The 22,826-nt window shown below is 38.6% G+C and carries 18 protein-coding genes; 6 read left to right on the forward strand and 12 right to left on the reverse strand.

Annotation, left to right across the window (positions count from 1 at the left end):
* Position 1: 1 nt before the first annotated feature.
* Genes J7E57_RS14275 through J7E57_RS14285 form a run of 3 tightly spaced genes read left to right on the forward strand, consistent with a single transcriptional unit; the run spans position 2 to position 800 of the window.
* Positions 2-310 (forward strand): thioredoxin family protein, encoded by a 309-nt coding sequence (locus J7E57_RS14275; RefSeq protein WP_025141703.1) that lies wholly within the window; start codon positions 2-4, stop codon positions 308-310.
* Positions 310-558: a DUF6952 family protein gene (locus J7E57_RS14280; RefSeq protein ID WP_215165044.1), complete on the forward strand. Its 249-nt coding sequence runs from the start codon at positions 310-312 to the stop codon at positions 556-558. The genes J7E57_RS14275 and J7E57_RS14280 overlap by 1 nt, the downstream gene beginning before the upstream one ends.
* 50 nt (positions 559-608) lie before the next feature.
* On the forward strand, positions 609-800 hold the full coding sequence (locus tag J7E57_RS14285) for a hypothetical protein (RefSeq protein WP_215165046.1): 192 nt from the start codon (positions 609-611) through the stop codon (positions 798-800).
* Between the two features lie 268 nt (positions 801-1,068).
* Here J7E57_RS14285 and J7E57_RS14290 read toward each other — a convergent pair whose 3' ends face one another.
* From J7E57_RS14290 to J7E57_RS14310, 5 genes are all read right to left on the reverse strand, one after another.
* Positions 1,069-3,654, reverse strand: coding sequence for a phosphoenolpyruvate carboxylase (locus J7E57_RS14290; protein WP_215165048.1), 2,586 nt, complete (start codon positions 3,652-3,654; stop codon positions 1,069-1,071).
* A gap of 262 nt (positions 3,655-3,916) precedes the next feature.
* Positions 3,917-5,464, reverse strand: coding sequence for a DHA2 family efflux MFS transporter permease subunit (locus J7E57_RS14295; RefSeq protein WP_215165050.1), 1,548 nt, complete (start codon positions 5,462-5,464; stop codon positions 3,917-3,919).
* An 8-nt stretch (positions 5,465-5,472) separates the two neighbouring features.
* Positions 5,473-6,552 (reverse strand): HlyD family secretion protein, encoded by a 1,080-nt coding sequence (locus tag J7E57_RS14300; RefSeq protein WP_215165052.1) that lies wholly within the window; start codon positions 6,550-6,552, stop codon positions 5,473-5,475.
* Between the two features lie 8 nt (positions 6,553-6,560).
* Positions 6,561-7,880, reverse strand: coding sequence for a TolC family protein (locus tag J7E57_RS14305; protein WP_215165054.1), 1,320 nt, complete (start codon positions 7,878-7,880; stop codon positions 6,561-6,563).
* Positions 7,877-8,503: a TetR/AcrR family transcriptional regulator gene (locus J7E57_RS14310; protein ID WP_215165056.1), complete on the reverse strand. Its 627-nt coding sequence runs from the start codon at positions 8,501-8,503 to the stop codon at positions 7,877-7,879. Before J7E57_RS14310 ends, J7E57_RS14305 begins: the two co-directional genes overlap by 4 nt.
* Positions 8,504-8,619: 116 nt before the next feature.
* On the opposite strand from J7E57_RS14310, the gene J7E57_RS14315 reads away from it, so the two are divergent.
* The 3 genes from J7E57_RS14315 (at position 8,620) to J7E57_RS14325 (ending at position 12,085) form a co-directional block, all read left to right on the forward strand.
* Positions 8,620-11,124 (forward strand): glycoside hydrolase family 9 protein, encoded by a 2,505-nt coding sequence (locus J7E57_RS14315; RefSeq protein ID WP_215165058.1) that lies wholly within the window; start codon positions 8,620-8,622, stop codon positions 11,122-11,124.
* Positions 11,125-11,196: 72 nt separating this feature from the next.
* Positions 11,197-11,382: a hypothetical protein gene (locus tag J7E57_RS14320; RefSeq protein WP_025141696.1), complete on the forward strand. Its 186-nt coding sequence runs from the start codon at positions 11,197-11,199 to the stop codon at positions 11,380-11,382.
* 133 nt (positions 11,383-11,515) lie between these two features.
* A complete protein-coding gene (locus tag J7E57_RS14325) occupies positions 11,516-12,085 on the forward strand; it encodes a DUF2911 domain-containing protein (protein WP_215165060.1) in 570 nt (189 codons plus the stop codon).
* Positions 12,086-12,277: 192 nt separating this feature from the next.
* On the opposite strand, the gene J7E57_RS14330 is transcribed toward J7E57_RS14325, so the two are convergent.
* The 7 genes from J7E57_RS14330 to J7E57_RS14360 all read right to left on the reverse strand — a co-directional run bounded on the left by J7E57_RS14330 (position 12,278) and on the right by J7E57_RS14360 (position 22,761).
* Positions 12,278-12,742 carry a nuclear transport factor 2 family protein gene (locus J7E57_RS14330; RefSeq protein WP_215165062.1) on the reverse strand — a complete coding sequence of 155 codons (465 nt, stop codon included), beginning with the start codon at positions 12,740-12,742 and terminating at the stop codon, positions 12,278-12,280.
* A 162-nt stretch (positions 12,743-12,904) separates the two neighbouring features.
* The gene (locus J7E57_RS14335) at positions 12,905-14,413 is read right to left on the reverse strand and encodes a RagB/SusD family nutrient uptake outer membrane protein (protein ID WP_215165069.1); all 1,509 of its coding nucleotides are present in this window, start codon (positions 14,411-14,413) and stop codon (positions 12,905-12,907) included.
* A gap of 11 nt (positions 14,414-14,424) precedes the next feature.
* The gene (locus tag J7E57_RS14340; RefSeq protein WP_215165071.1) at positions 14,425-17,601 is read right to left on the reverse strand and encodes a SusC/RagA family TonB-linked outer membrane protein; all 3,177 of its coding nucleotides are present in this window, start codon (positions 17,599-17,601) and stop codon (positions 14,425-14,427) included.
* A 291-nt stretch (positions 17,602-17,892) separates the two neighbouring features.
* Positions 17,893-18,759 carry a helix-turn-helix domain-containing protein gene (locus J7E57_RS14345; RefSeq protein WP_215165072.1) on the reverse strand — a complete coding sequence of 289 codons (867 nt, stop codon included), beginning with the start codon at positions 18,757-18,759 and terminating at the stop codon, positions 17,893-17,895.
* A gap of 4 nt (positions 18,760-18,763) precedes the next feature.
* Complete coding sequence (locus tag J7E57_RS14350; protein WP_029278084.1) at positions 18,764-19,129, reverse strand: VOC family protein; 366 nt, start codon at positions 19,127-19,129, stop codon at positions 18,764-18,766.
* A gap of 105 nt (positions 19,130-19,234) precedes the next feature.
* Entirely contained in the window at positions 19,235-19,861 is a 627-nt protein-coding gene (locus tag J7E57_RS14355) for a response regulator transcription factor (protein WP_215165074.1), read from the reverse strand.
* Between the two features lie 35 nt (positions 19,862-19,896).
* Complete coding sequence (locus tag J7E57_RS14360) at positions 19,897-22,761, reverse strand: two-component regulator propeller domain-containing protein (RefSeq protein WP_215165082.1); 2,865 nt, start codon at positions 22,759-22,761, stop codon at positions 19,897-19,899.
* Positions 22,762-22,826: the final 65 nt, after the last annotated feature.

Consider the following 22,826-nt stretch of genomic DNA (forward strand, 5'->3'; position numbering starts at 1 on the left):
TATGTTTTTAGAATTAACAGAAGATAATCTTCAACAATATTTGGCCGATAACTCAAAGGTTATGGTTCAGTATGCTGCATCATGGTGCGGAAACTGCAGAATCATGAAGCCTAAGTTTAAAAAATTGGCTTCAGAAAATGAAGATGTAGCTTTCTTGATTGTTGATGCCGAAAAACTTCCAAACTCACGCAAATTTGCAAACGTTGATAATTTACCAACTTTCGCAGCTTTTGAAGGCGGTAGCTTGGTAGATCAGGTACAAACCAACAAAGCAGAAGGTTTAATAGAACTATTTAACAAGATAAAGTAATGAAGATTCCGGTTATAAGACAATTATTTCAAAACACCACTCCAGCACAACTGGAGACCACTTTGGAGGTTTTAGAGGCTTTTTGCGAGTTTAGAGGGGTTAGTGAGCACGAGGTTGATGTAGCAGGCGAAATGATTACCAATATCTGTGGTGCCTTAGAAGTACATCAAATGGTAAGCGAAGGTGCTACCGAAAAGGATGCATTAAATGCTTTCGGCCAAAAAGTAATGGGTTCGATTGATCGATAATCGTCTTAAAGCTTTAATCTAGCTTTTTCGAAATATAAAATCCCTTGTTGATGAAAATCAGCGGGGGATTTTTGTTTAATTATATCTGTCATTGCGAGAAGGCTTTTCAGCCGACGAAGCAATCTTTCCTACTTTTAGCAAAACATTTCCTTAAAGATTATTTTGTCATGTTTTTTGGAAAACAAGGTTCCGTTTTCCCTGCTGCCGATAGAAAACCTGTGAAACAAGCAAGCATACCATAAGTAAATAAAAACAGATGCTTAAATCGGCATTCGTCCAGTCAGGTTTAGATGGCAGGGTTTTGTAATCCTGAATGCAGTGAAAATCGACAGACCTTCCTGCGTCATGCTGAATTTATTTCAGCATCTTTTTAGCGTGAAATACCCTGAAATAAATTCAGGGTGACGACCGAATTCATTCTCGCAAAAAAAAGGTCTGTGAGGACACAGACCTTGGATTATTTTTTTAACCTCACAGGTTTGGCAAACCTGCGAGGTTAAAAATGAAACTTTAAGCCAAATTCCTACCGGCATTTACAATACCAAATACTGTTCTTACCGCCAGCTTTTCTAAAGCATGCTGATCTTTCTCGTTCTGATCATGTTGCAGTTTTTCTAAAGCGAAATGCTGAATCAATACCAATGGCAAAATGATTTTTTCGCGGGTGGCGATCGATTTTTTATCTACAGGATAATTAGCCATTAATGTTGGCTGTCCGGATAGTTTTAAAAGCATCTCCTTAGCTAATTCGAATTCGTTATGTAGTTGGGTCCAAAAAGCACCAAACTCTTTATCTGCAGCCAAATGCGCTGTAATGGTAAAGTCTGATTTGCTCATACTCATCATACAGTTATCTACAATAGTTTTTAAATAATCAGAATCCTGGTAAACTTTAAGCACTTTATCCCAATTTCCAGCTTTTTCCTGATTTTTTAAAGCTGTTCCCATTCCATAGAAACCCGGAACATTCTGTTTCAGCATACTCCAGGCCGTTACAAAACTAATGGCCCTTAAATCTTCGAGTTTCATTTCGCCTCCACCGTTTCTTTTAACCGGGCGGCTACTAATGTTAGCTTGCGACAATAGTTTTAAAGGAGATAATTTCTCTAAATAACTCACAAATAATGGGTGCTCGCGCAAGTCGACAAAAGCTTTATAACTTTCTTCAGCCATTTCATCAAGCAAGGTCTTATTTTCAGGATCTAACAGAATATTGTGTTTCTCTTTTAATCCAGAGGTTAATCCGGCGTTGATTAATTGCTCGATATTAAATTCAGCACTTTCTACCGAACCATATTGAGAACTGATGGTTTGCCCCTGAACGGTTAGCTGCATGTTCTTGTTCGCAATTTCCTTACCCATAGAAGCATAAAAACGGTGTGTTTTACCTCCGCCACGTGCAGGCGGCCCACCACGGCCATCAAAAAACGCCAGCTGAATATTGTGTTTGGCAGAAACCGCAGATAATGATGTTTTTCCGTTAAAAATAGACCAGTTGGCCATTAAGTAACCACCATCTTTGGTGCTGTCAGAATAACCAAGCATAATATCCTGTTTATTTCCACGGCTGGCTAAATGTGCCTTATAGAATGGATTACTATAAAGCGTATCCATAATTGCAGCTGCTCCCTTTAAATCGTTAACGGTTTCAAAAAGCGGCACAAAATCAATAGTCAACGATTCTTTACTCCAGCCATTCCAAAGGAAAAGTTCAATTAATTGCAAAATATCGCTTGCTTGCTGGCAATTGCTGATAATAAAACGGTGGCAGGCTTTTTCACCGTTACGTCTTTGAATGCCTTTAATTACTTTAATTACTTCGATTGTATCTTTTGTCAAGGCATCAGGCTCGCTAGCGTAAACGACTGTTGCTTCTTTAAAAGAAATTAAAGCTAATTTCTCTGCTTCGGATAGTTTATCGTAATCGGCAGGATACAGCGAAGAAATAGGCTTATTGGCGCGGCAATATGCGTGCACATTCCTCAGCACACGACTATCTTGGCGGATATCTAACGAAGCGAAGTAGTTACCATATAAATCTATTTTGCGGATCAGATCGTTAACCAGATCTACAAACAAACCGTCGTGCTCCTCCAGCAGCGTATCTTTAATTTTATTTAGGTTTTCTTTAAGTTCACTAGAAATATCCTGAAGCTCGCAAGTTTGATCGAAAGCATTCAGATACAGTACATCGTGCAGTTTTGCGATATTTTCTTCAACACCTCTAAAGGTGATGCGGCGTTTAATTACCCTGAAATCGCGGTAATAACAACGGAAAAGGATCTGGCGCAACATTTTGGAAACTTCCAAAGTGGTATCAGCATGAATGTTCGGATTTCCGTCTCTATCTCCCCCAGGCCAGAAACCCAGCTCTAAAATTTTCTTGGTCTCCAGGTTGTATTCATCAAGGTTCTGGTCTATCTCTTCCTGAATATTCGCCGCAGCAAAATAAAATGTATTCTCTAAAAACCAGGCCAGGTTTAAGGCCTCATCAACCGGTGTTGGCGATTTTTTATTAAAAAAAGGCGTTTTACCCAATTGCTGCAATAAGGAGTTCATCGAAGTAAGGTCGTTGTCACGAATGGCCTTGGTTAAATCAGTAATAATGGCCAACACACTTCCGGGATAAAACTGTGTTGGGTGTGCGGTTAAAACCAAACGAAGCGAAAGTTCATCAATCAACTTCTCAATTTTGGATAACATCGGTTTGTTATCAGCATTCTTTTTTAAAATAAACGCTAATGTACTCTGTTCGTCTGTTGTATTTAATTTGGTAAAAGAAGCATCTTCTACGGCATCAAAAAGTACCACCTGACGTTCGATATACTGGATAAAACGGAAAAGCAGGTCAATAATATCTTTGCGCTCGGTATAACTGGTATACTTGGCAAAAAATTCTTCGATAATCTGTGCAGGTTTTTCTCCGTTTGCAATGCCTTCTTCACAGCTCTTAAAAAACAGCGGAAGCAATGTTCCGGTATCTTTAATTTTGTAAAAAGGCAAGGTGAGAAATAAACTGTTAAATAGTTCGAATTTTGAGATTACCTCATTATTAAAAATAGATTCTCGTTGCGTAGTTAAACGAAGTTTAGGCATAGCTTATGCAATAGTTTTGTATACCGTAATACTACAAAAAATGCGTAAGGTATTAAAATTCTAAGGCTTACAATTTGGAAAATTGTAGAATAAATTTTAATTTTAGAATCTTATTTGGCCACAATGTGGTTAAGTAAGAACATTTGCAATGTTTAAGGGCATTGCATTGATTGTTAATTTTTTGGGTTAAAACAGCCGATGTAATAAAATACATCGGCTGTTTTTGTTTTTTGCCATTTTTTATGGCATTTCTTTGCAAATTTTAGTGCACATCGGCAGGAATGTTTGCATTTTTCTTAAACTTTTGAAGATAAAGTAGCGGAATCGAGAACAACATGATCAATCCTGCAACCCAATAGGCATCGTCATAAGTAAGTAACATGGTTTGTCTGGTTACAATTCCTTCCATCGCTTTTGCCGCCATAATTTTGGCATCGAACAAAGTTTGTCCTTTTGCCATAAAACCTTTAATCAATCCGTTAAAACGATCCACAAATGGTTGGTTATAATCGTTCACATTTGCCAATAAAACACTTCTGTGGAAACCCGAACGGACGTGAATTAATGTAGTTAAAGCTGCGATACCGAATGAGCCTCCCAATTGGCGCATCATATTGTTCAAACCTGATCCCTGACCGATTTCTGGTCCTTTTAAATCCTGGATGGCAAGTGTTGTTAAAGGCACAAACAATAAGGCCATGCCCACACCCCTGATTACCAGTGGCCAGAAGAAATCGCCAGTTCCTGATTGTAAAGTCGAATTACTCAACATCCAACAGAAAATGAAGAATGCCAACATCCCGAAGGTGGCCATAATTTGTGCCGGAACACCTTTTTTAAGCATAATACCAATAAACGGCATCATTACAATGGTACATAATCCACCTGGGAACAAGATTTCTCCGGTTTGCAAAGGTGAAAATCCTAACAAATTCTGACAGAATACCGGAAATACAAATACCGAACCATATAAACCGAAACCTAAAATAAATGAGGTAAACATACCCACAGAGAAACTCCTGTGTCTCATAATTTTAAAGTTCACAATCGGGTGGTCGGTGGTCATCTCTCTCCAAATGAAGAGCAACAACCCAAATACCGAAGCAACAGCCAATGCGGTGATATATGGTGTAGCAAACCAATCTTCGCTCTCTCCTTTTTCTAACAATGTTTGTAAACTACCTACTGCAATAGCCAATAATGCGATACCCCACCAATCGACAGGTTGACCCTGCCCCGTTTTCGGAGTGGCCCGGACAAAGGTGTACGTACAGTAGGCCGCGAGTATTCCGACGGGAATATTTACATAAAAAATCCAGGGCCAAGAACTGATTTCTAAGATATATCCACCAATGGTTGGCCCTACTGTTGGTCCAACTACCGCACCCAAACCAAATAAGGCGGTTGCAATACCCACATCTTCACGTGGCCAGGTTTCTATTAAGATTGCTTGCGCTGTTGATATTAAACCACCACCAGCTAAACCCTGCAAAATTCTAAATAAAATAAGCTCATTTAATGAGGTGGCGTTTCCGCACAAAAAGGAAACCAGTGTAAAAACAATGATGGAGGTAAGAAAGTAATTTTTCCTGCCAAATCGGTTACCCAACCAGCCGGACATTGGCAACACGATAACGTTCGCTACCGCATAGCCGGTAGAAAGCCAGGCAACATCCTCAAGGGTGGCGCCCAGGTTTCCCTGTATTTGTGGAATTGCCACGTTTACGATAGTCGTATCAATCAGCTCCAACAAAGAAGCTGTGATTACCGTAAATGTAATAATCCACTTTTTTAAACCTACTTCGGCCATTTTTAATATTATTTAGTAGATACTGATGCTTTAACGCTCATTCCTGGGCGCAACTTAGCCAACAGTTCTTTGGATGGATGGATTTTGATTTTTACCGGAACACGTTGCACAACTTTAACGAAGTTACCAGTAGCATTATCAGGAGGCAATAAAGAGCCTTTTGCACCAGTAATTGGAGAGAAATTATACACTTCACCTTCAATTTTTTCGTTTGGATAAGCATCAACCTCGATTTCTACTTTAGAACCTTCTTTAATTTTCTCCAATTGAGTTTCTTTAAAGTTTGCCGTTACATAAATGCTTCCATCGTTCACGATAGAGAATAAAGATTGGCCTGCCTGAACCAATTGTCCTTTTTGAACATTCTTTTTAGAAACGATACCAGTTGCAGGTGCTTTAATATCAGTATATGATAATTGAAGTTTGGCAAAATCGATGTCACTTTGACGTTGGCTGATTACATTGCTACTTACCGCCAATTGCGATTGTGTGGTACCAACCTGTTTAACCGCAGCATTGTATTGATCTTGCGCTGCCTGATATGCTGCCTGAGCAGATTGTCTTGCTGCTTCTGCAGATTCCTTATTGGCCTTTGCCTGATCGAAAGCTTGTTGTGTTATCGAACCATCTTTCACCAGGTTTTCATAACGGTTATAATCTTTCTGCGCTAAATTTACTTTAACATTTGCAGCCTGCACATTTGATTTTGCCGCATCAACGTTTGCTTTTGCTGTACCAGTATTGGCTTGGGTAGCTGCAATTTGCGATTCTGCAACACCAACACCTGCACTTGCACCTTTCTGACCAGATTGCGCTTGCTCTAATTTAACTTTGTAATCGTTATCATCAAGTTTAACCAAAACCTGATCTGCAGTTACATGTGTATTTTCTTCAAAATTAATATCCTTAACATAACCACCAACACGGGCAACAACAGGACTGATATCGCCATCAATCTGAGCATCATCCGTATCTACGTGTTTGCTATAATAATTCCACTCTGTAATCCCGAAGATTATACCTATTACTAGTAAAACACCTAAAATGATGGGTACTACTAAGTTCTTTTTTTTCTTTTCAGTTGTCATTGCTGTATTTATTGCGTTATTTTTCCTGTTGATTTTAATAGGGTATAGTAAGCCAAACCTGCGTCTGCCTTAGCTATCTCTAAGTTTATTTTTGCCTGATACAATAAAGTTTCTGCATCAATACGATCGGTAACAGAAGCCACATTGTTTTTATATTTAGATGCCAGTAACTTATCATTTTCTGTAGCCTGGGCAATTGAAGTTTCCAATACCTGGATTTTGTTCATCGCCACCTGATAACCTTGAAAGTTTTTGTTGATATCTGTTTTTACCTGATCAGATAATATATCTTTCTGAATGGTAATTTCACTTTGCTGAATCTTTGCTTCACTTACCTTGTTCTTATTGGTCCAAAGATTTCCGATATTCCAGGAAACCGTAGCGCCCAATGTAATTGGCATTAAATACTGGTTTGTGGGCGGAATAAAGTTACCGCTTGGGTTAATGTAATATAGGTTTGCGCCAACGCCAACGGTAGGTAAAGTATTAGCTTTAATGGTTTTGATGTTAAAATCAGCCACTTTGTTCTGCACATCAAGTTGTTTTAGCTCCTGGCGGTTAGCCATTGCCTGACCAATGTATTCGTTTAACGAACCTGGTGTTTTTAAGCCCAGGGTTGGATCAACAATTTTAACTTCGGTATCTTCAGGTAAACCCAAAAGGATATCTAAGTTATAGTTGATCACTTTACGGTTGCTCTCGATATCCATTTGTGTTAGTGAAACATTTGCCTGTTGCAATTGGAAACGCAACACGTCGTTTTTAGTTACAATACCTTGCTCGAAGAAACGCTGTGCCTGTTTAATCTGTGCGGCAATTGATTCTAAATTCTGATCAACCACTTTTCTGCTTTGCAATACTTTGTATAAAGCATAATAGGTATTAATAACAGCATAAGTAATTTCTTCTTTGCTTTTATCCGCATCTAAACGTGCAACATCTGCCAGTAATTTGGTCGATTCTTTTGCATATCTTAATTTACCACCACCATACACCAATTCTTGCACTGCTGCAGTTCCTACAAAAGCATCAGCTCTTTTAGGTAATTCTAAAGATGATCCTCCACCAGGCAAAGTAAAAGTGCTTGTTGGAATTTCAGCGTGGTTGTACATAAAACTTGCATTTGCGGTAGGCAAAACATTGTCTTTTACAACCTCCAGCTGTGCAACGGCCTGATCGATCTTGTTTTGGGAAAGTTTTAAGTTTTTGCTATTGGCTATGCCAAGTTCTATTGCCTGGTTGATATTTAATTCTTTCGAGCTCTGTGCAAATAAAGCTGCCGGAATTAATGATGCCGCAAGCATTAATCTAATTGATCTGGGTATCATTTTTTTGTTGTTAAATAAACTGTTGTTAGATCTTGTAAGTGAGCAATTGTCCGCTCCTTAATCATTTTTTTATCTTTCGGGTTATTCAAGTCGAAGTTGGAGCATGATATCACCTTATGGGGAGAGATAACAATGTTGGTTATGGTGCCCATAATAGTGGCGATTACCATCCGAACGTCAACCTTGTTAAAGGTCCCATCTTCAATCCCATCTGTAATAATGCGATCGATAAGCTGCATGTTGTGGCTCATGGCGTCTTTTATCTTATCATACATTTCTGGCCTTTGGGTTAAAGAAAGCTCTCTGTGCATCATTTTATGAAACGCCGTGTTATTCAGTATTCTATTTACATATCCCTCTATAACCCTGTGCAATTTTTCTAATGCCGAAATCTTATCTTCATTGATGATTTTTAATTGAGATGCAAAGCCTGCAATACGCTCATTCATGATCTCTACAAAAACCCCTTCTTTAGAACCGAAATAATAATTTATCATCGCCATGTTCGCTCCAGATTCCTTAGCAATCTGGCGAGTGGAAGTACCCTCATACCCCGTCTCGCAAAACAGCTTTTCAGCTGCCTCAAGAATGGCCTGTCTTTTATCTACTTTTTCTGTTTTCATTTCTTTTTAACGACACAAAATTAATCAAACGATTGATTAACTTCCAAATGTTTACGCGCTTCTTTTACATTATCTTGATAAAACCCTATTTTTAAATAAAATAATCACCCATTCCAATGAAAAATAAGTTATTCTTAGCCTTAACTTTCTCGTTTGCCCTATGGATCTTATGTTCTTTTATTGGCACCCAAAGAAAAATTCAGCAAAGTTGGATCAGAATTAATTTGCTAGGTTACCCCACCGAAAGTGTTAAAGTTGCTATATGGGCAAGCAAAACAGGCGAGATTCCTACCAAATTTGAGATTATAGCAAAAGAGACCAATCAGGTGGTTTATACCTCAGCCAATATTAAAAGTTTTGGCAGTTATGGCCCCTTCAGCCAAACTGCCCGATTAAATTTCAGTGATTTTAAAAGTACAGGGAGTTTCTACCTCAGGGCAAATGGTATTGTTTCTCCCCTGTTGTTGATCAATAACGATGTGTACAAAAGTGCAGCTGATTTCTGCTTACAATATATGCGCCAGCAACGAAGTGGTTTTAACCCGTACTTAAAGGATAGCTGCCATACCCACGATGGCTTTGTTTTATATGGCGCCAAAGCTGGTATTAAAGACAGTACACACTTTGATGCTTCCGGCGGTTGGCACGATGCCAGCGACTACCTCCAATATTCAACTACTTCGGCAAATGCGACCTATCACTTACTAATGGCTTACCGCGACTTTCCTCAAGTATTTAGCGACCGGCAACAGGCAAATGGTTTGGATGGAAAAAATGGCCTAGCTGATGTTCTGGACGAAGCTAAATGGGGATTGGATTGGCTGTTGAAAATGCATCCACAAAAAAATATCATGTTTAACCAACTGGCCGATGACCGTGATCACATCAATATGCGGATTCCAAAAGAAGACAGTCAATATGGAAAAGGTTTTGAGCGCCCGCTCTATTTTATTACCGGCGAAACACAGCAGCGGGGCAAATTTATGAACAACACCACCGGTACCAGCTCTACTGCAGCTAAATTTACGAGTGCTTTTAATTTAGGATCGGTTTTATTTAAAGATGTAGATCGTGAGTACTCCAGATTACTTGTTAAAAAAGCCAAAACAGCCTATAAATTTGCATTACAAAAACCTGGGGTAACGCAAACAGCCTCTGTAAAATCGCCGTACATTTATGCTGAAGACAATTGGGTTGATGACATGGAGCTAGCCGAAACATCATTCAATTTCGGAAGAGAAAAGATCGATCAAAAGAAAATGACGCAGGCCTTAAACTACGCCCAGCAAGAAAGCATCACGCCCTGGCTACAAAAAGATACCGCAGCGCATTATCAATATTATCCTTTCGTCAACCTCGGCCATTACGAAATTGCCAAGCAAGATTCGAAAGACAACACAGCCATCAACTATTATCAACAGGGAATAAAGCAAGTTTGGAGCCGTGCAAAAAACAATGCCTTTTATCGTGGCATTCCTTTTATTTGGTGCAGCAATAATTTAACGGTTGCCTTTGCCATACAGTGTAGCTGGTACTCGGCAGTAAGTGGCGATAAAACTTATGCGGAGCTGGATCAGGCTAATTTCGATTGGCTTTTTGGCTGTAATCCATGGGGAACGAGTATGGTTTACGGCCTGCCTCAATGGGGAGATACACCAACCGATCCACACTCGGCCTTTACCCATTTAAAAAATTATCCTATAAACGGCGGATTGGTTGATGGACCTGTTTACACCAATATTTATAAGGGTTTAATCGGGATCAAACTCAATGACGTTGATGAATATGCCGACTTTCAGAGCGGTCTGGCCGTTTATCACGATGATTATGGCGATTATAGCACCAATGAACCCACAATGGACGGAACGGCATCTCTTATTTACTTATTAGCGGCAAAAGAAGCACAGGCTAAACCTCTACCCGACCATAAAACTTATAGCCTCGGTGCGAACATTCGTGGCGATTCTACCCAAAAGAAAATCTACCTGGTTTTTACAGGTGACGAATATGCGGATGGCGGCGAAAAAATAAGCAGGGTGCTGGCACAGGAGAAAGTTAAAGCATCCTTTTTTCTTACCGGAAATTTTTATCGGAACCCTAATTGCCAATCATTGATTAAAAAACTGAAAAACGATGGGCATTACCTGGGTCCACATTCTGACAAGCATTTATTGTACTGCGATTGGAATAAACGCGACAGTCTCCTGGTTACAAAAACAGTTTTCGAAACCGATTTAAGCAACAATTATCAGGCAATGGCCAGTTTTGGGATTAACAAAGAAGCGGCGGGCTATTTTTTGCCTCCTTACGAATGGTACAACCAAACCATAGCCAACTGGTCCAAAGCCCAAGGCTTACAATTGATTAATTTCACTCCGGGCACGCGATCTAATGCTGATTATACCTACCCCGAAATGGGAAAAAGTTATCGATCGAGCGATGAGATATACAGATCGATTACAACTTTTAACGAAACAAAAACCAATGGTTTAAATGGTTTTATCTTGCTGTTGCACATCGGTACCGATGCCAGAAGAACTGATAAATTTTATAACAAGTTGGCAAAATTGATTACTTATCTGAAAAAGGCTGATTATAAATTGGCTAGAATTGATAATTAATTAGAATATTGGGCACAATGACAAATTAAAATTTAAAATAAATATTAACTTTGCCTCCAAATAACAAAAAACATGAGTGTACAAGAGAACAGCAGCAATAATTTCAACTGGTTATATTATGCTTTAGGTTTATTCTTCGGAGTTTTAACTGGAGCAATCATTACACAAAATTACATCTTCGCTTTGTTAGGTGGTGTTTTAGGTTTGTTAACGGCAGGCTTATTTTTAAACGCTATCGTAAAAGGAAGAAAATACTAGTTTTTTAGTCCTTTATACAATTAGATCCTTTAAGGATTAAAAATTTAATTCCACAGCACATGAGACCGTTATGATTTTACCAATAGCTGTAAAATCATGATTGCTCATCGCTACTGAAAACAAAAACCTACAAATGAAAAATATCTTCGTTGTTGTTTTCGCTCTTCTTTGTTTTAGCGCAAGGGCTCAACAGGCCCCTACCGCTGAAGTAAAATTTCCTGTTGCAGACTCAAGTCCTGCAGATATTGTTTATTTTCCCCTTAATGCCCCAAAGGTAAAGGCTGGCGACCCAACAAAACCGGTTATAAAGATTGTTTATTCGCGCCCACAGAAAAAAGGACGTGATATTTTTGGCGTTTTAGAACAGTACGGAAATGTTTGGCGTTTTGGTGCCAACGAAAGTACAGAGATTCGTTTCTTCAAAAAAGTAAGCATTGGCGGCAAAAAAATCAAAGCAGGTACCTATAGCTTATTCGCCATTCCAAACAAAGATACCTGGACGATTATTGTAAATAGCGAAACCGATAAATGGGGTGCTTTTACTTACAATCAGGCTAAGGATATTGTTCGTGTAAATGTTCCGGTTAAGCTCCTGGCTAAACCGATCGAATATTTCTCTCTAACCTTTACAGAGATTACTGGAGGTGCTAATCTGGTTATTGGCTGGGACAGAACGCAGGTAGAATTACCGATTAACTTTTAAGTCGAAAAGAAAAATATAAAGTCCAGGCAAAAACCTGGACTTTATTGTTTAATCGCTTTTTATCTTCATGCACCTATCAAACAGATTATAAAAATCAGTTGTCATTTCGACTGAAGCGCAGTCCCGAACCTTCGGGAGAGAGATCTTTTTACTTTTTAACGGAAGCTGGCGCAACGCGAAGGGGCTTTTAGATTAATTTGAAACGAGTTTTTTAGCCTCGCTTTCGCCGGTGATGAATACTTTGTAAACCTGGGTGATTTTCCATTCGCCTTCTTTATCTTTTTCGATGATCACAAAGTTTTGTTGTGCGCCATTAAACAATTCGTAATTAATATCTACACGTGCAATTACCAGGGCATCGGTTTCAGAAACGATTGAAGAGCTGATGTTGCAATCATTCTGAATTACGCCTTCATTTTTCTTCATTTGATTTAACACATCACTTGCTTTATGTTTAATTACCCTAACATCTCTATTCGACGTAAAAACAGCATCCTCACTTAAAACAGCTTTTAACTTTTTATAGTCAGAATTCATATAGCTGTCCATATAATAATTGATAACCGATTTATGGCTTGCAGTTGGTTTTTCAGCTGCAAAAACATTATTTGTGATTGTAATACCTAGTAATAAAATCACCAAAGCTTTTAGTCTCATAACTATCTGTGTTTTTTTATTAAAGGTCGGCTGGAATAAAAGAAAATAATATGCCGATAACACCATAATGCTGAGGTAACTAAAATGTGATAAAAAGAAAAGGTTATGTTCCCATTTGTTTAATTAAACGATAACATAACCTTTCTTCAGGGCTTTAAATTATTATGGATTTTGCTGTCCGGCCAAGCCAGAATTAGCTTCCATTTCTGCCCTTGGTATTAAAAACTGCCATTTAACGTCTCCGGCAGGTATAGTTAATGTACCTGCAACAGAAGCAGAAACATAATTAGGAACAACCGTTCTATCCAGCGGTAGGTTTAAACGTTTTAAATCTAACCACCTGTGGCCTTCTCCCCAAAGTTCAATTCTTCTGTTAAAAAGAATCTCATCAATTAAGGCCTGTCCTGTATTTACCGAAACCACCGCACTTTGGTCTCTCTGTTTAACCAGGTTAAATAAAACCGTTTTGGCCGCAGCCTCACTTCCGGGAGTTTTTGCATAAGCCTCAGCCAAAATCAGGTACATTTCTGAGGTACGCATTAAAGGAACATCGCCTAAAGATGGGCCACCTACTTCTTTAACTGAAAATTTACGGCTCATATAGGGCTGGCGGGCAAAATTTGTGGCAGGTAATGGGAAATTTACTGTTGTTGGTACTGGTTCCCACATTTTTTTCCGAACATCTGTAGCTGATATCTGATTATATAATGCAGAATTAATCCTTTTTGGATTGCCACGCATAAAGCTTGTATTGGCGTTGTAAGCGATCTGTGCAAAATATGACCCAAATGTATCACCTTGGTCTAATGTCGGCATAGAAGACCATATAAATTCGCCTAATGTAGCGTTATTAAAACCCGCCTGATAATCAGTAACAGACAACAGCGGATATTGATTGGCATCTACAATATCTTTGGCATATTTAATAGCATTAGGATAATCCTGCATAACCAAGGCAACCCTCGCTCTAATGCCTTTTGCTACCGCTGCACCTGCATGGCTCTTATTCGAGGCTGTGGCATTAAGCGAAATAGCCGTTTCCAAGTCGCTAATAATTGCAGCATAAACACTTTCTACAGTTGCGCGTGGTTTATTGGTATCGGTTGAGGCCAATAAAAGTGGCACACCAAGCTGATTGTTCGGCTTCGCTGCCCCGTCGTAACGTTTACCAAAAAGCTGTACCAAACCAAAATAAGCGTATCCTCTTAAAGTTAGCGCTTCAGCTTTCACAGTATTTTTATCTGCAGCTGCACCCGAGGCCTGATCAATATTATCGATGATGTAATTCACATTTCCGATAATTCGGTAATAGGTACGGTACATATACTCGAGCATGGTGCTATTATCGGTACGGTGGCTAATCCAGGAGCCACCATCAGAGGTATACCAGTTGGATGAAGATATACCGATGTCTTCACCCATAAAGTCCATATAAAGCATTATTCCGCCTACACCCGGCTTATTCTGTGCCGATGTTGATACCACTGTTGTTGTACGTTCGTACATATACCTGTAAACACCGTTTAAGGCATTTTTTGCATTTGCTGCCGAAGTAAATAAAGCCGAATTATCAACCTGATCTGTCGGTTTTGTATCGAGATAATCTTTTTTACAGGCCGTAATGCTTAATAGGTAGAAACCTGCAAAGAGTAAATATTTTTTATATTTCATGATCGTATCTTTTAAAGTGAAACATTGATTCCGAAACTAATCATCCTAGAAGGCACGTAATTAGTTGTGTTTAAACCCGTAAACGATTCTGTCGGATCCATTCCTTTGCGTTTGGATATTAAGCCTAGGTTCTCACCTGCTGCAAACACCCTAACATTGCTTAACGTGGCGCCTTTAATCCAGCTTTGTGGCAAAGTATAAGATAGATTTACGTTGCGGAAAGCAATGTAAGAGGCATCAACCAACCAGCGGCTCGAAGTACCGTTAAATTGGCCGGAACGACCAATATCCAATCGTGGAATATCGGTAACCTGGCCAGGTATCATCCATGAGTTTAACGCATCAATGTGCAGCGCCGAACCATAGGTAGTAGCCATTAGCCCCTGGTAGTTTTGATCGTAGAATTTACCTCCTATCTGGTAGGTTATCAAGAATGATAGCCCAAAGTTTTTATAATTGAAAGTATTGGTAACCGATCCGTATAAATCTGGAATAGCTGAGCCTGAATAATCAGAACGGGCATTGTTAATATCTGTAGTTAAAACACGGCCATTAACCGTACGAAGATTAGTTGTTACGCCAGCATTAGGCTCAAATAAAGCCGAGCCATCTGTTGGATCTACTCCGACCCATTGACGAAGGTAATAAGCATAAATATCGCGTCCAACTTCTAATCTTTTTGTTCCGCTGGTTACAGTTGGTGTTTCTGCCGGCATTTTGGTGATTTTGTTTTTTAACCAAGACCAATTACTTAATAAGTTCCAGTTGAAGTTTTCAGATTTTAAAATATCACCACTTAATTGCAGATCGATCCCTGTATTATACATAGAACCAATATTTCGACGGATAGAAGTAATTGGATCAGACAACGGCTGAGGTACGGCAAACAACAAATTTGATGAACCACGTTTAAAATACTCGATCTCACCTCTTAGGCGATTCCTAAATAAACCAAAAGCTATTCCGGTATTGAAAGTGTTTACCGATTCCCATTTTAACTCGGGTGTTGCTGCTGTGGCCAATAACAAGCCTGGCTCACTGCCATTGTTCCAGCCTAGCTCATAAAAAGCCTGATAGTTGTAATAAAGGCTATTGTGCTCAACCAGGTTTGCATCAACTAAATTATCGTTTCCTACCTCTCCATACGAAGCCTTCAAGCGTAAATCACTGATCCAATCCATGTTTTTCATGAAATCTTCTTTGTTAACCGCCCATGATGCTCCCGCCGAGAAAAATGTTCCCCATCTAGACTTTGATGATAAACGAGAAGTACCATCGCGACGGATAGAGGCATCTACAAAGTATTTCTCCAGATAATTGTAACCCACTTTACCGAAATAAGATTCTACGCGATAGGTATCTTTATATCCTCCTGCATCACTAGGAGTTACAAAATTCGGGAATTCTGTATTTCCATCTAAAATCTGGCTTTGTTTAGTTGCACTTAGCCTGCGCCAATCGTAATCGTAATTTTCATGTCCAGCCAAAGCATTTACACTATGATTGCCAAATGTTTTGCTGTACGATAATACCTGATTGAATGTATAACTCTGCGTTGGCGTACTCCGTTTGGTAGATGAACCACCAACGGTACTTCCATCCCCCACAATCGGGTTTCGGTATTCACTGCTGTACGCATTAATGAAATCGATACTGAAGGTCGGTTTAAAAGTAAAATCTTTTAAAAACTTGATCTCGGCATATGCTCTACCATTTAAGGCAAGCCTGCGGCTCAATACATCGTTTAGCAAAGTTTCATAAATTACATTTCGGCCAGCTAAAGCGCCCTGCGGCCTATTAACAGAACCAGGATGTCCTCCGTAATCATACCATTGCTCGCCTGTGGTGGTTAATACCGGGTTGCCACTGGCATCAAAAGCATGTATTGGATAAATTGGCCCCATAGTTCTTGCAAAATTGAAAACATTCACAAAAGCAGAGGCACTCCCGGTTGATGCGTCCTGTGCTAAATTTCCGTTCGATAAGCTTCCCGAAAGGTTTACACCTGTTTTTAACCAAGGTCGTAATTGGGTATTGACATTAACACGGGCATTAAATCGCTCGAAATCGGTTTTAATTAAATAACCATTATCCTTCAGGTAATTCATAGAGAAGTAATAGTCCGTTTTTTCACTTTTTGCGCTCGAGTTAACATTAAACTCGGTCCGTTTTCCAACGCGCGAAGCTTGCTTAAACCAATCAAAGTCATCGTAACGCAATTGTGCATTAGGGTTCAGCTTGCCATCAACACCTACAATCTGATTATTCGGCACGTTAAACGGATTATATATCAATTGACCTTGAATGGTATTAGAAGCTTGCGTAGCTGCCGCCGGCTCGCTTATACCAGTTCCTGTAGCGGGATAAACCAGGCTGTTTTTTAAAGCCTGCCACATTAAAGGATAATAATCTAATGCCCCAACCCGATCGTATTCCGGTATACCTCGTTTAGAAAAGCCTTGACTGTAGCTTGCATTTAATGTCGGTGTACCCGATTTACCCTTTTTTGTGGTAATAATTACCACTCCATTCGCAGCTCTGGAACCGTAAAGTGCTGATGAGGATGCATCTTTTAACAAAGAAATACTTTCTATATCGTTGGCATTTATATCCCCAAGCTCGCCATCATACACTGAGCCATCCAATACAAAAAGAGGGCTATTCGATGCTGATATCGAACCAAATCCACGGATACGGATGGCAGAACTGCTGCCCGGCTGGCCGTTTCCGGAAGTTGTTACCACGCCAGGTGCAACACCCGACAGCACATTGGTAACATTGGTGATAATCCGATTCTCTAATTGCTTGGCACTCAAAGTAGCCACAGAGCCCGTAATGGCCTCTTTCTTGCTTGTTCCATAGGCTACAACAATTACATCCTGCAGGTTTTTAGAAGATGAAACCATGCGGATATTTAACGTTTCGCCAGTTATTCTTACTTCCTGCTCGGTGTAACCAACATAGCTTAGCACTAAACTCTCTGCATTTGCTGGTACCAAAATCGAAAAGGTCCCTTGCCCGGTGGTTTGGGTTAATTGTGCGGTTCCTTTTATTTTTATAGATACGCCGGGCAATGGTAAGCCATCATCCGCATCAACCACTTTTCCGGTAATTGTTCTATTTTGCGCTACGGCATTAAGATAAGACAAAACCGTCACCATTAAAATCAATAGTAATTTTTGTTTCATGTTTGGGAATAAATAGTTAGTAATTAATTAGTTCAGTAGGTTCTTAGCAGATGTGCACGTAAACCAAATCAATAAGCAATTTAGGCGCTGTGAAAATCCAAAAATGTGCGAAAATCACCATTCTGGATAGAAGTTGGCTTTAAACGCAAAAAAGCAAACCCCAATCCTGGCAGTTTGCTTTTTTAATCATTATTAACCTAAACAGGAAAAAACTTCTACAAATTGTCCTGCAAGAGCTTCAAAAATAGTTTCATCCCAACATTCTAAATATGCAGAAATCACTATTTATAATTAGTTCAACCTACTCTTTCTATATTTTAGCGGGGTAATATTGAACGTGTGTTTAAATAACCTGATGAATGAACTTGGGCATTCAAAACCTACTAAACCGACTATTTCGTTTAAGGAATAAGTGGTAGTTTGCAATAGTTTTTTAGCCCTGTTTAATCTTAACTGCACTAAGAACTGGTATGGGCTAATCTCATATGCTTCTTTAAATGTTCTTAGCAAATGGTTAACCGATAAACATGCCTGTTCGGCAATGTTTTCTAATGTTATATTTTGATTGTAATTGCTGCTAATGTATTCTTTAGCAAGTGTTAATCTTTTTAAAACCTCTTCGCGGGTTTTTGTTTTGATAAAACTGAGTTTATCCAATTTCTGGGCTACCTCTTTATCATAAATTTTATAATAGTTTAAAAGGCAGTGGTACAGGTATTCATTAATCAGCATTTCGTCTTTCAAACCTTTATCGAGCTGACTTTTTAAATGCAGCACATTAAAACGCATATCGCCAGAAAACGGATAAAGTGATTCGATAAAAGGAGGTGTTTCCCCAGCTTCTTTTCCGGCAAGCAAACTTTCATTGCTGTTCGAAAAGGTATGGTGAAAATCTTTAATAAAGTTTTCGCCAAAAGAAACGGAAAATGTATTTACCGGCCTTATCGAATCTATTTTGCTGCTAAAATTTGTTCCGGCATTTACTACCGCGAAAGTATCGGGATAAATGCTAAACTTACGCTTGTTAATTTCGCAATTTTCGGTTCCGTTAAAAACGAATTTAATGGTATAAGCATCGTTCTGTTGCTCATAAATGGCCTCACAGGTGCTTTCGCTTATAATTTTATTCCTATTGCTTAATTCTTTTACGTACCTCATAACATTAATCCTCATTGTAGTTACGTTGTTCCAATATGATAAAATGATTACCATAAGGATCAGAAAATTCGATACTCAAGCCCTCACTTAAGTAAGCTGGTCTGTTTTTAAAAATAACCCCTCTCGATTTTAGTCTGCAGTAATCTTCTAAACAGTCATCGCTGGTTAATACAATTTTATTGGTCTGGTTTTGGTGCTTTTGTTCTGACAGGAAAATATTGGTCTCGTGATCTGCCTTAACCATGATTCCTTTTTCCTTTTCAGAAATCATTGTCGATTCTGTTGGCATCCCTAAACAGTTGGCATAAAATGCATCTGCATCATTTAGTTGCTTTACTTGCACATAAAAGAATTTTGCAGATTGGTTCATTGCCTTGTTTAATTGTATGATGTAAAATTAAACTGAAATTGAACCCAAAGCATCACCCAAAAAGGGTGATTTTCGCATTATTTTTTAGCAAAATATAGGTATAGATTAAATAAAGCGCTTTTCTTTGGCTGTTTTAATCGCTTCTGATTTGGAGTTTACATCGAGTTTGATGTAAATATTTTTTACATGGCTTCTTACGGTTTCCTGATCAATAAAGAGATCATTGGCAATTTGAGATTTTGTTTGTCCGTTTGCAATCCGATCTAATATTTCGGTTTCGCGTTTAGTTAAAGGAGAATTCAGGTTTTTTTGAAAAGAATGCATTACAATGCGCGCTACATTTGTACTCATGGCGCCCCCGCCGGTACTCACTTCTCTTACGGCATCTATAATTTTTGAGGCGCTCGAATTTTTGGTGAGGTAGCCACCTGCGCCCATGGTAAGAGCTTCGAAAACCAGTTCGGGCGAATCAAAAACGGTGAGGATAATAATATTCGCGTTAGGTAAGGCTTTTTTGATAAAAGGTAAAGCCTGCAGCCCGTTGGTGCCTGGCATCTGGATATCGAGCAAAATCACATCTGGATGATCGGCCTCTAAGTATTTTTTGGCCAAATCGTATGATGCATAAGCGTTAACGACTACAAAATCTTCAACATCGCTTAATAACGATTCATAACCCATTCTTAAAATATCGTCATCTTCGATTAGAACAATTCGTAAATTCTGGCTCATTTTTGTGGTTGGTTTTAATTAAGACGGTTTTAGTGCTATTTTGTAACAGGAATTCTGGTAGAAATTGTTGTAGTGGTGCCTTTCCCTTTTATAGAAGAAATCTGAAAGGTCGATTTTATACGTTTGCAGCGTGTTTGAATATTGTTTAATCCTCTTCCTTTCTGTACCGTTTCAAGATCAAAACCTTCGCCATCGTCGGTTGTTAAGATGTTTACTGTATCATGATCGGTTTCAATAACCATAATCAATACCTGGCTCGCTTTGGCATGTTTTAACACATTATTTAACATCTCCTTAAAAATTAATGTTAGGTTTCGGTTAAACTCCATCGATAGGTGTAGTTTTTGATATTTGCTTAACACGCCTTCCATTTTAAATGTAACGCCTGTGTTTTGGAAAAGATCGATTCCAAAGTTTTTAATGTGCATCAATATCTCAAAAAGATTATCGCTATGTGGGTCTAGCGCCCAAAGAATATCTTTAGTTCCAGTATATAACAAACTGGCGTTTTCTCTGATTAGCCTGATCAGTTCCTTTTGCTCTTTTTCGGTTCCTGCTACCTTTTTATCCAAAATTTCGGATAAAACATTAATCCTGGTCAGTTTATTGCCAATATCATCATGGAAATCTTCTGCAGTTTGTTTTCTTATTTTTTCTTGCTCTTTTAACTTTAACTTTTCGAACTGATGTTTTTTACGTTCTCTGGTTTTAAAAATGAGGTAAAAGATAAGCCAGATCAGGAAAATAAGCACCAAAAATGCGCCAATCTTAAATATAATGGTATCATAATACGGCGGTACAATGGTAAAGCTAAACTGTTCTATATTTGATTGCTGGCCATTTGCGATAGCATAAACCTGAAAAGTATAACTACCTGGTCTTATGGCAGAGTATTCGATCTCTGTGTTGGGTACAGGTTTGCTGAAATCGTTATCTACCCCAACCAGTTTGTAGCGGTAAAGTACGCTTTCTGGATTGGTGAGGTAAACCCCTTTAAAACTTATAGAAATGTGGTTTTGACTGTAGTTAAGTTTATAAAATTTATCTCCTTTTCCGTTCAGATCTACTGAAATATCCTTTGCCCGGTCATTTTTATGAAAAACACTAACCTGTTGAATATGGATAAAAGGATTCTTTTTGTTCTCCGTAAGCGGATTGGTTTTACATTGAATAAGTCCATTTATGGTGCCTACCAATATGCTGTTTTTGTAATTGATAATTGCGTTTTGGTTACATTCTACAATTAGCGGATGATCTCTAAAAACTTCATAACTTTGTTGTTGCCTATTAAAAGTTAATTTGTTAATCCCCCGCCCTGTTCCGGCCCATAAATTATTATTCTTATCGGTTGCAAGGCTATAAATATCATTTGAATTTAACCCATTTGCAACAACATAACGTTTAATGGCTTTCGTTTTTAAATTCCAGGTGATGATCCCATCGCCAAGCGTAGCAAAAATCAAATTATCACCCTGCCTTATAATGCTCAGTACGTAAACATTGGTGAGCGATTTGATGCGAAATGTTTTATCTATCTTTTTATTTTTAATAAGTGTAACGCCATTTGAGGTGCCAAGAAATACGCTATCCTTCCCCAATGGGTAAATACACGATAAATAACCATCAAATCCGCTTATTCTTTCGGTATTTCCATCCTTTAAATAAGTAGATGACATGAGTCCGTTTATCCAGATCCCTCCTTCCTCATCTTCAGCTATCGAGCTGTTATCAAATTTATCTGGCTTTAGTACCTGGCTAAATTTCTTTCCGTCGAATTTCCAAATGCCTTTACCATAGGTAGAAAACCAAATGTTTTTGGCTTTATCGGCATAAACAAAGTAGATTTTTTTATCCTTAAAAGCAGGGATATCAATGTTTTGTACATCTTTACCGTCATACTTAAAAACACCTTTGTTAAAAGTGCCAAACCAGAGGTTATCATTTTTATCTGCCGCTATTCCGCTTATTGGATAAGCCAGATTCTTGCCCTTAAACCTATTGTAACGAATAAAAGCATCGCCTTCATATTTGTAAATACCATCACTAAAACAAGATATCCAGATATTATTTTCAGCATCGCTAAATATTTCGTTAACCTGGTTATCGCTCAATCCATTTTCTCCGTTAAAATTTATGATCGAACCGTTTTTATTGATAAAGTAAGCTCCTTTTTCAGAGCCTACCCACATATTTCCACGATGATCCTGCGCGATGGAATAATAGGTATCAATGCCTGCTTTTTTAAAAAACGGTTTAACTATTCCGTTCTCCAACACATAAATTCCGCTACGGGAGGTTAAGAGATAGGCCTTGTTTTTTACTGTTTTATCGAATAAAATCTTCTGGATAGATAAAGTATTAATGGCTGTCGGCAACTCCTGGTAGATTACCCAGTTGTTATTTTCTAATTGATAAATCCCCTTTCCTGATACAGCGGCATATAGGTTTCCAGCACTATCGCTGTTTATGGTATGGATTTTTTTACCGGCGATGGAATAAAAAATAATTTTATCCTTTTCAATTTTGAAAAGCTTATGTTCACTTATTCCCCAAATAACACCCTGCTTGTCTTTAAGCAAATGGCTTACCCCTTTACCCGAAAACAGTGTGCTTATTTTTCCGCGTTTAAGAACGCTGATACCTGTTTCGGTACCAAAAAGCACTTGGCGCTGGTTATCCTCTGTAATACAGTTTACAGAGTTGGATCCTAACCCATCGGCTTTGCTGTACGAGGTAAATTGCCTGCCATCGAAATTACTTACCCCACCGAAAGTGCCAAGCCAAAGCGTCCTGTCTTTTGCTTGATAAATTACCATTACCTGCGATTGAGGCAAGCCATCCTTTAGGCTGTAATTGGTAAAATTATAGCTTTGGGCCGATAGCTTAAGGCTAAAAAGCAAAATGAAAGAAACTATGAAATTTATTTTGATTATAGACAGTTTACTGCACATGTAATACAAAATAA

It is taken from the genome of Pedobacter sp. ISL-64, from assembly GCF_018613605.1.
Classification (GTDB): Bacteria; Bacteroidota; Bacteroidia; order Sphingobacteriales; family Sphingobacteriaceae; genus Pedobacter.

Bases quoted from the DNA above. Each gene is read 5' to 3' on its own strand.
- J7E57_RS14335 (WP_215165069.1), bottom strand. From the start codon at position 14,413: ATGAAATATAAAAAATATTTACTCTTTGCAGGTTTCTACCTATTAAGC.
- J7E57_RS14305 (WP_215165054.1), bottom strand. From the start codon at position 7,880: ATGATACCCAGATCAATTAGATTAATGCTTGCGGCATCATTAATTCCG.
- J7E57_RS14320 (WP_025141696.1), top strand. From the start codon at position 11,197: ATGAGTGTACAAGAGAACAGCAGCAATAATTTCAACTGGTTATATTAT.
- J7E57_RS14310 (WP_215165056.1), bottom strand. From the start codon at position 8,503: ATGAAAACAGAAAAAGTAGATAAAAGACAGGCCATTCTTGAGGCAGCT.
- J7E57_RS14330 (WP_215165062.1), bottom strand. From the start codon at position 12,742: ATGAGACTAAAAGCTTTGGTGATTTTATTACTAGGTATTACAATCACA.
- J7E57_RS14340 (WP_215165071.1), bottom strand. From the start codon at position 17,601: ATGAAACAAAAATTACTATTGATTTTAATGGTGACGGTTTTGTCTTAT.
- J7E57_RS14325 (WP_215165060.1), top strand. From the start codon at position 11,516: ATGAAAAATATCTTCGTTGTTGTTTTCGCTCTTCTTTGTTTTAGCGCA.
- J7E57_RS14275 (WP_025141703.1), top strand. From the start codon at position 2: ATGTTTTTAGAATTAACAGAAGATAATCTTCAACAATATTTGGCCGAT.
- J7E57_RS14350 (WP_029278084.1), bottom strand. From the start codon at position 19,129: ATGAACCAATCTGCAAAATTCTTTTATGTGCAAGTAAAGCAACTAAAT.
- J7E57_RS14285 (WP_215165046.1), top strand. From the start codon at position 609: ATGAAAATCAGCGGGGGATTTTTGTTTAATTATATCTGTCATTGCGAG.
- J7E57_RS14315 (WP_215165058.1), top strand. From the start codon at position 8,620: ATGAAAAATAAGTTATTCTTAGCCTTAACTTTCTCGTTTGCCCTATGG.
- J7E57_RS14300 (WP_215165052.1), bottom strand. From the start codon at position 6,552: ATGACAACTGAAAAGAAAAAAAAGAACTTAGTAGTACCCATCATTTTA.
- J7E57_RS14355 (WP_215165074.1), bottom strand. From the start codon at position 19,861: ATGAGCCAGAATTTACGAATTGTTCTAATCGAAGATGACGATATTTTA.
- J7E57_RS14345 (WP_215165072.1), bottom strand. From the start codon at position 18,759: ATGAGGTACGTAAAAGAATTAAGCAATAGGAATAAAATTATAAGCGAA.
- J7E57_RS14290 (WP_215165048.1), bottom strand. From the start codon at position 3,654: ATGCCTAAACTTCGTTTAACTACGCAACGAGAATCTATTTTTAATAAT.
- J7E57_RS14295 (WP_215165050.1), bottom strand. From the start codon at position 5,464: ATGGCCGAAGTAGGTTTAAAAAAGTGGATTATTACATTTACGGTAATC.
- J7E57_RS14280 (WP_215165044.1), top strand. From the start codon at position 310: ATGAAGATTCCGGTTATAAGACAATTATTTCAAAACACCACTCCAGCA.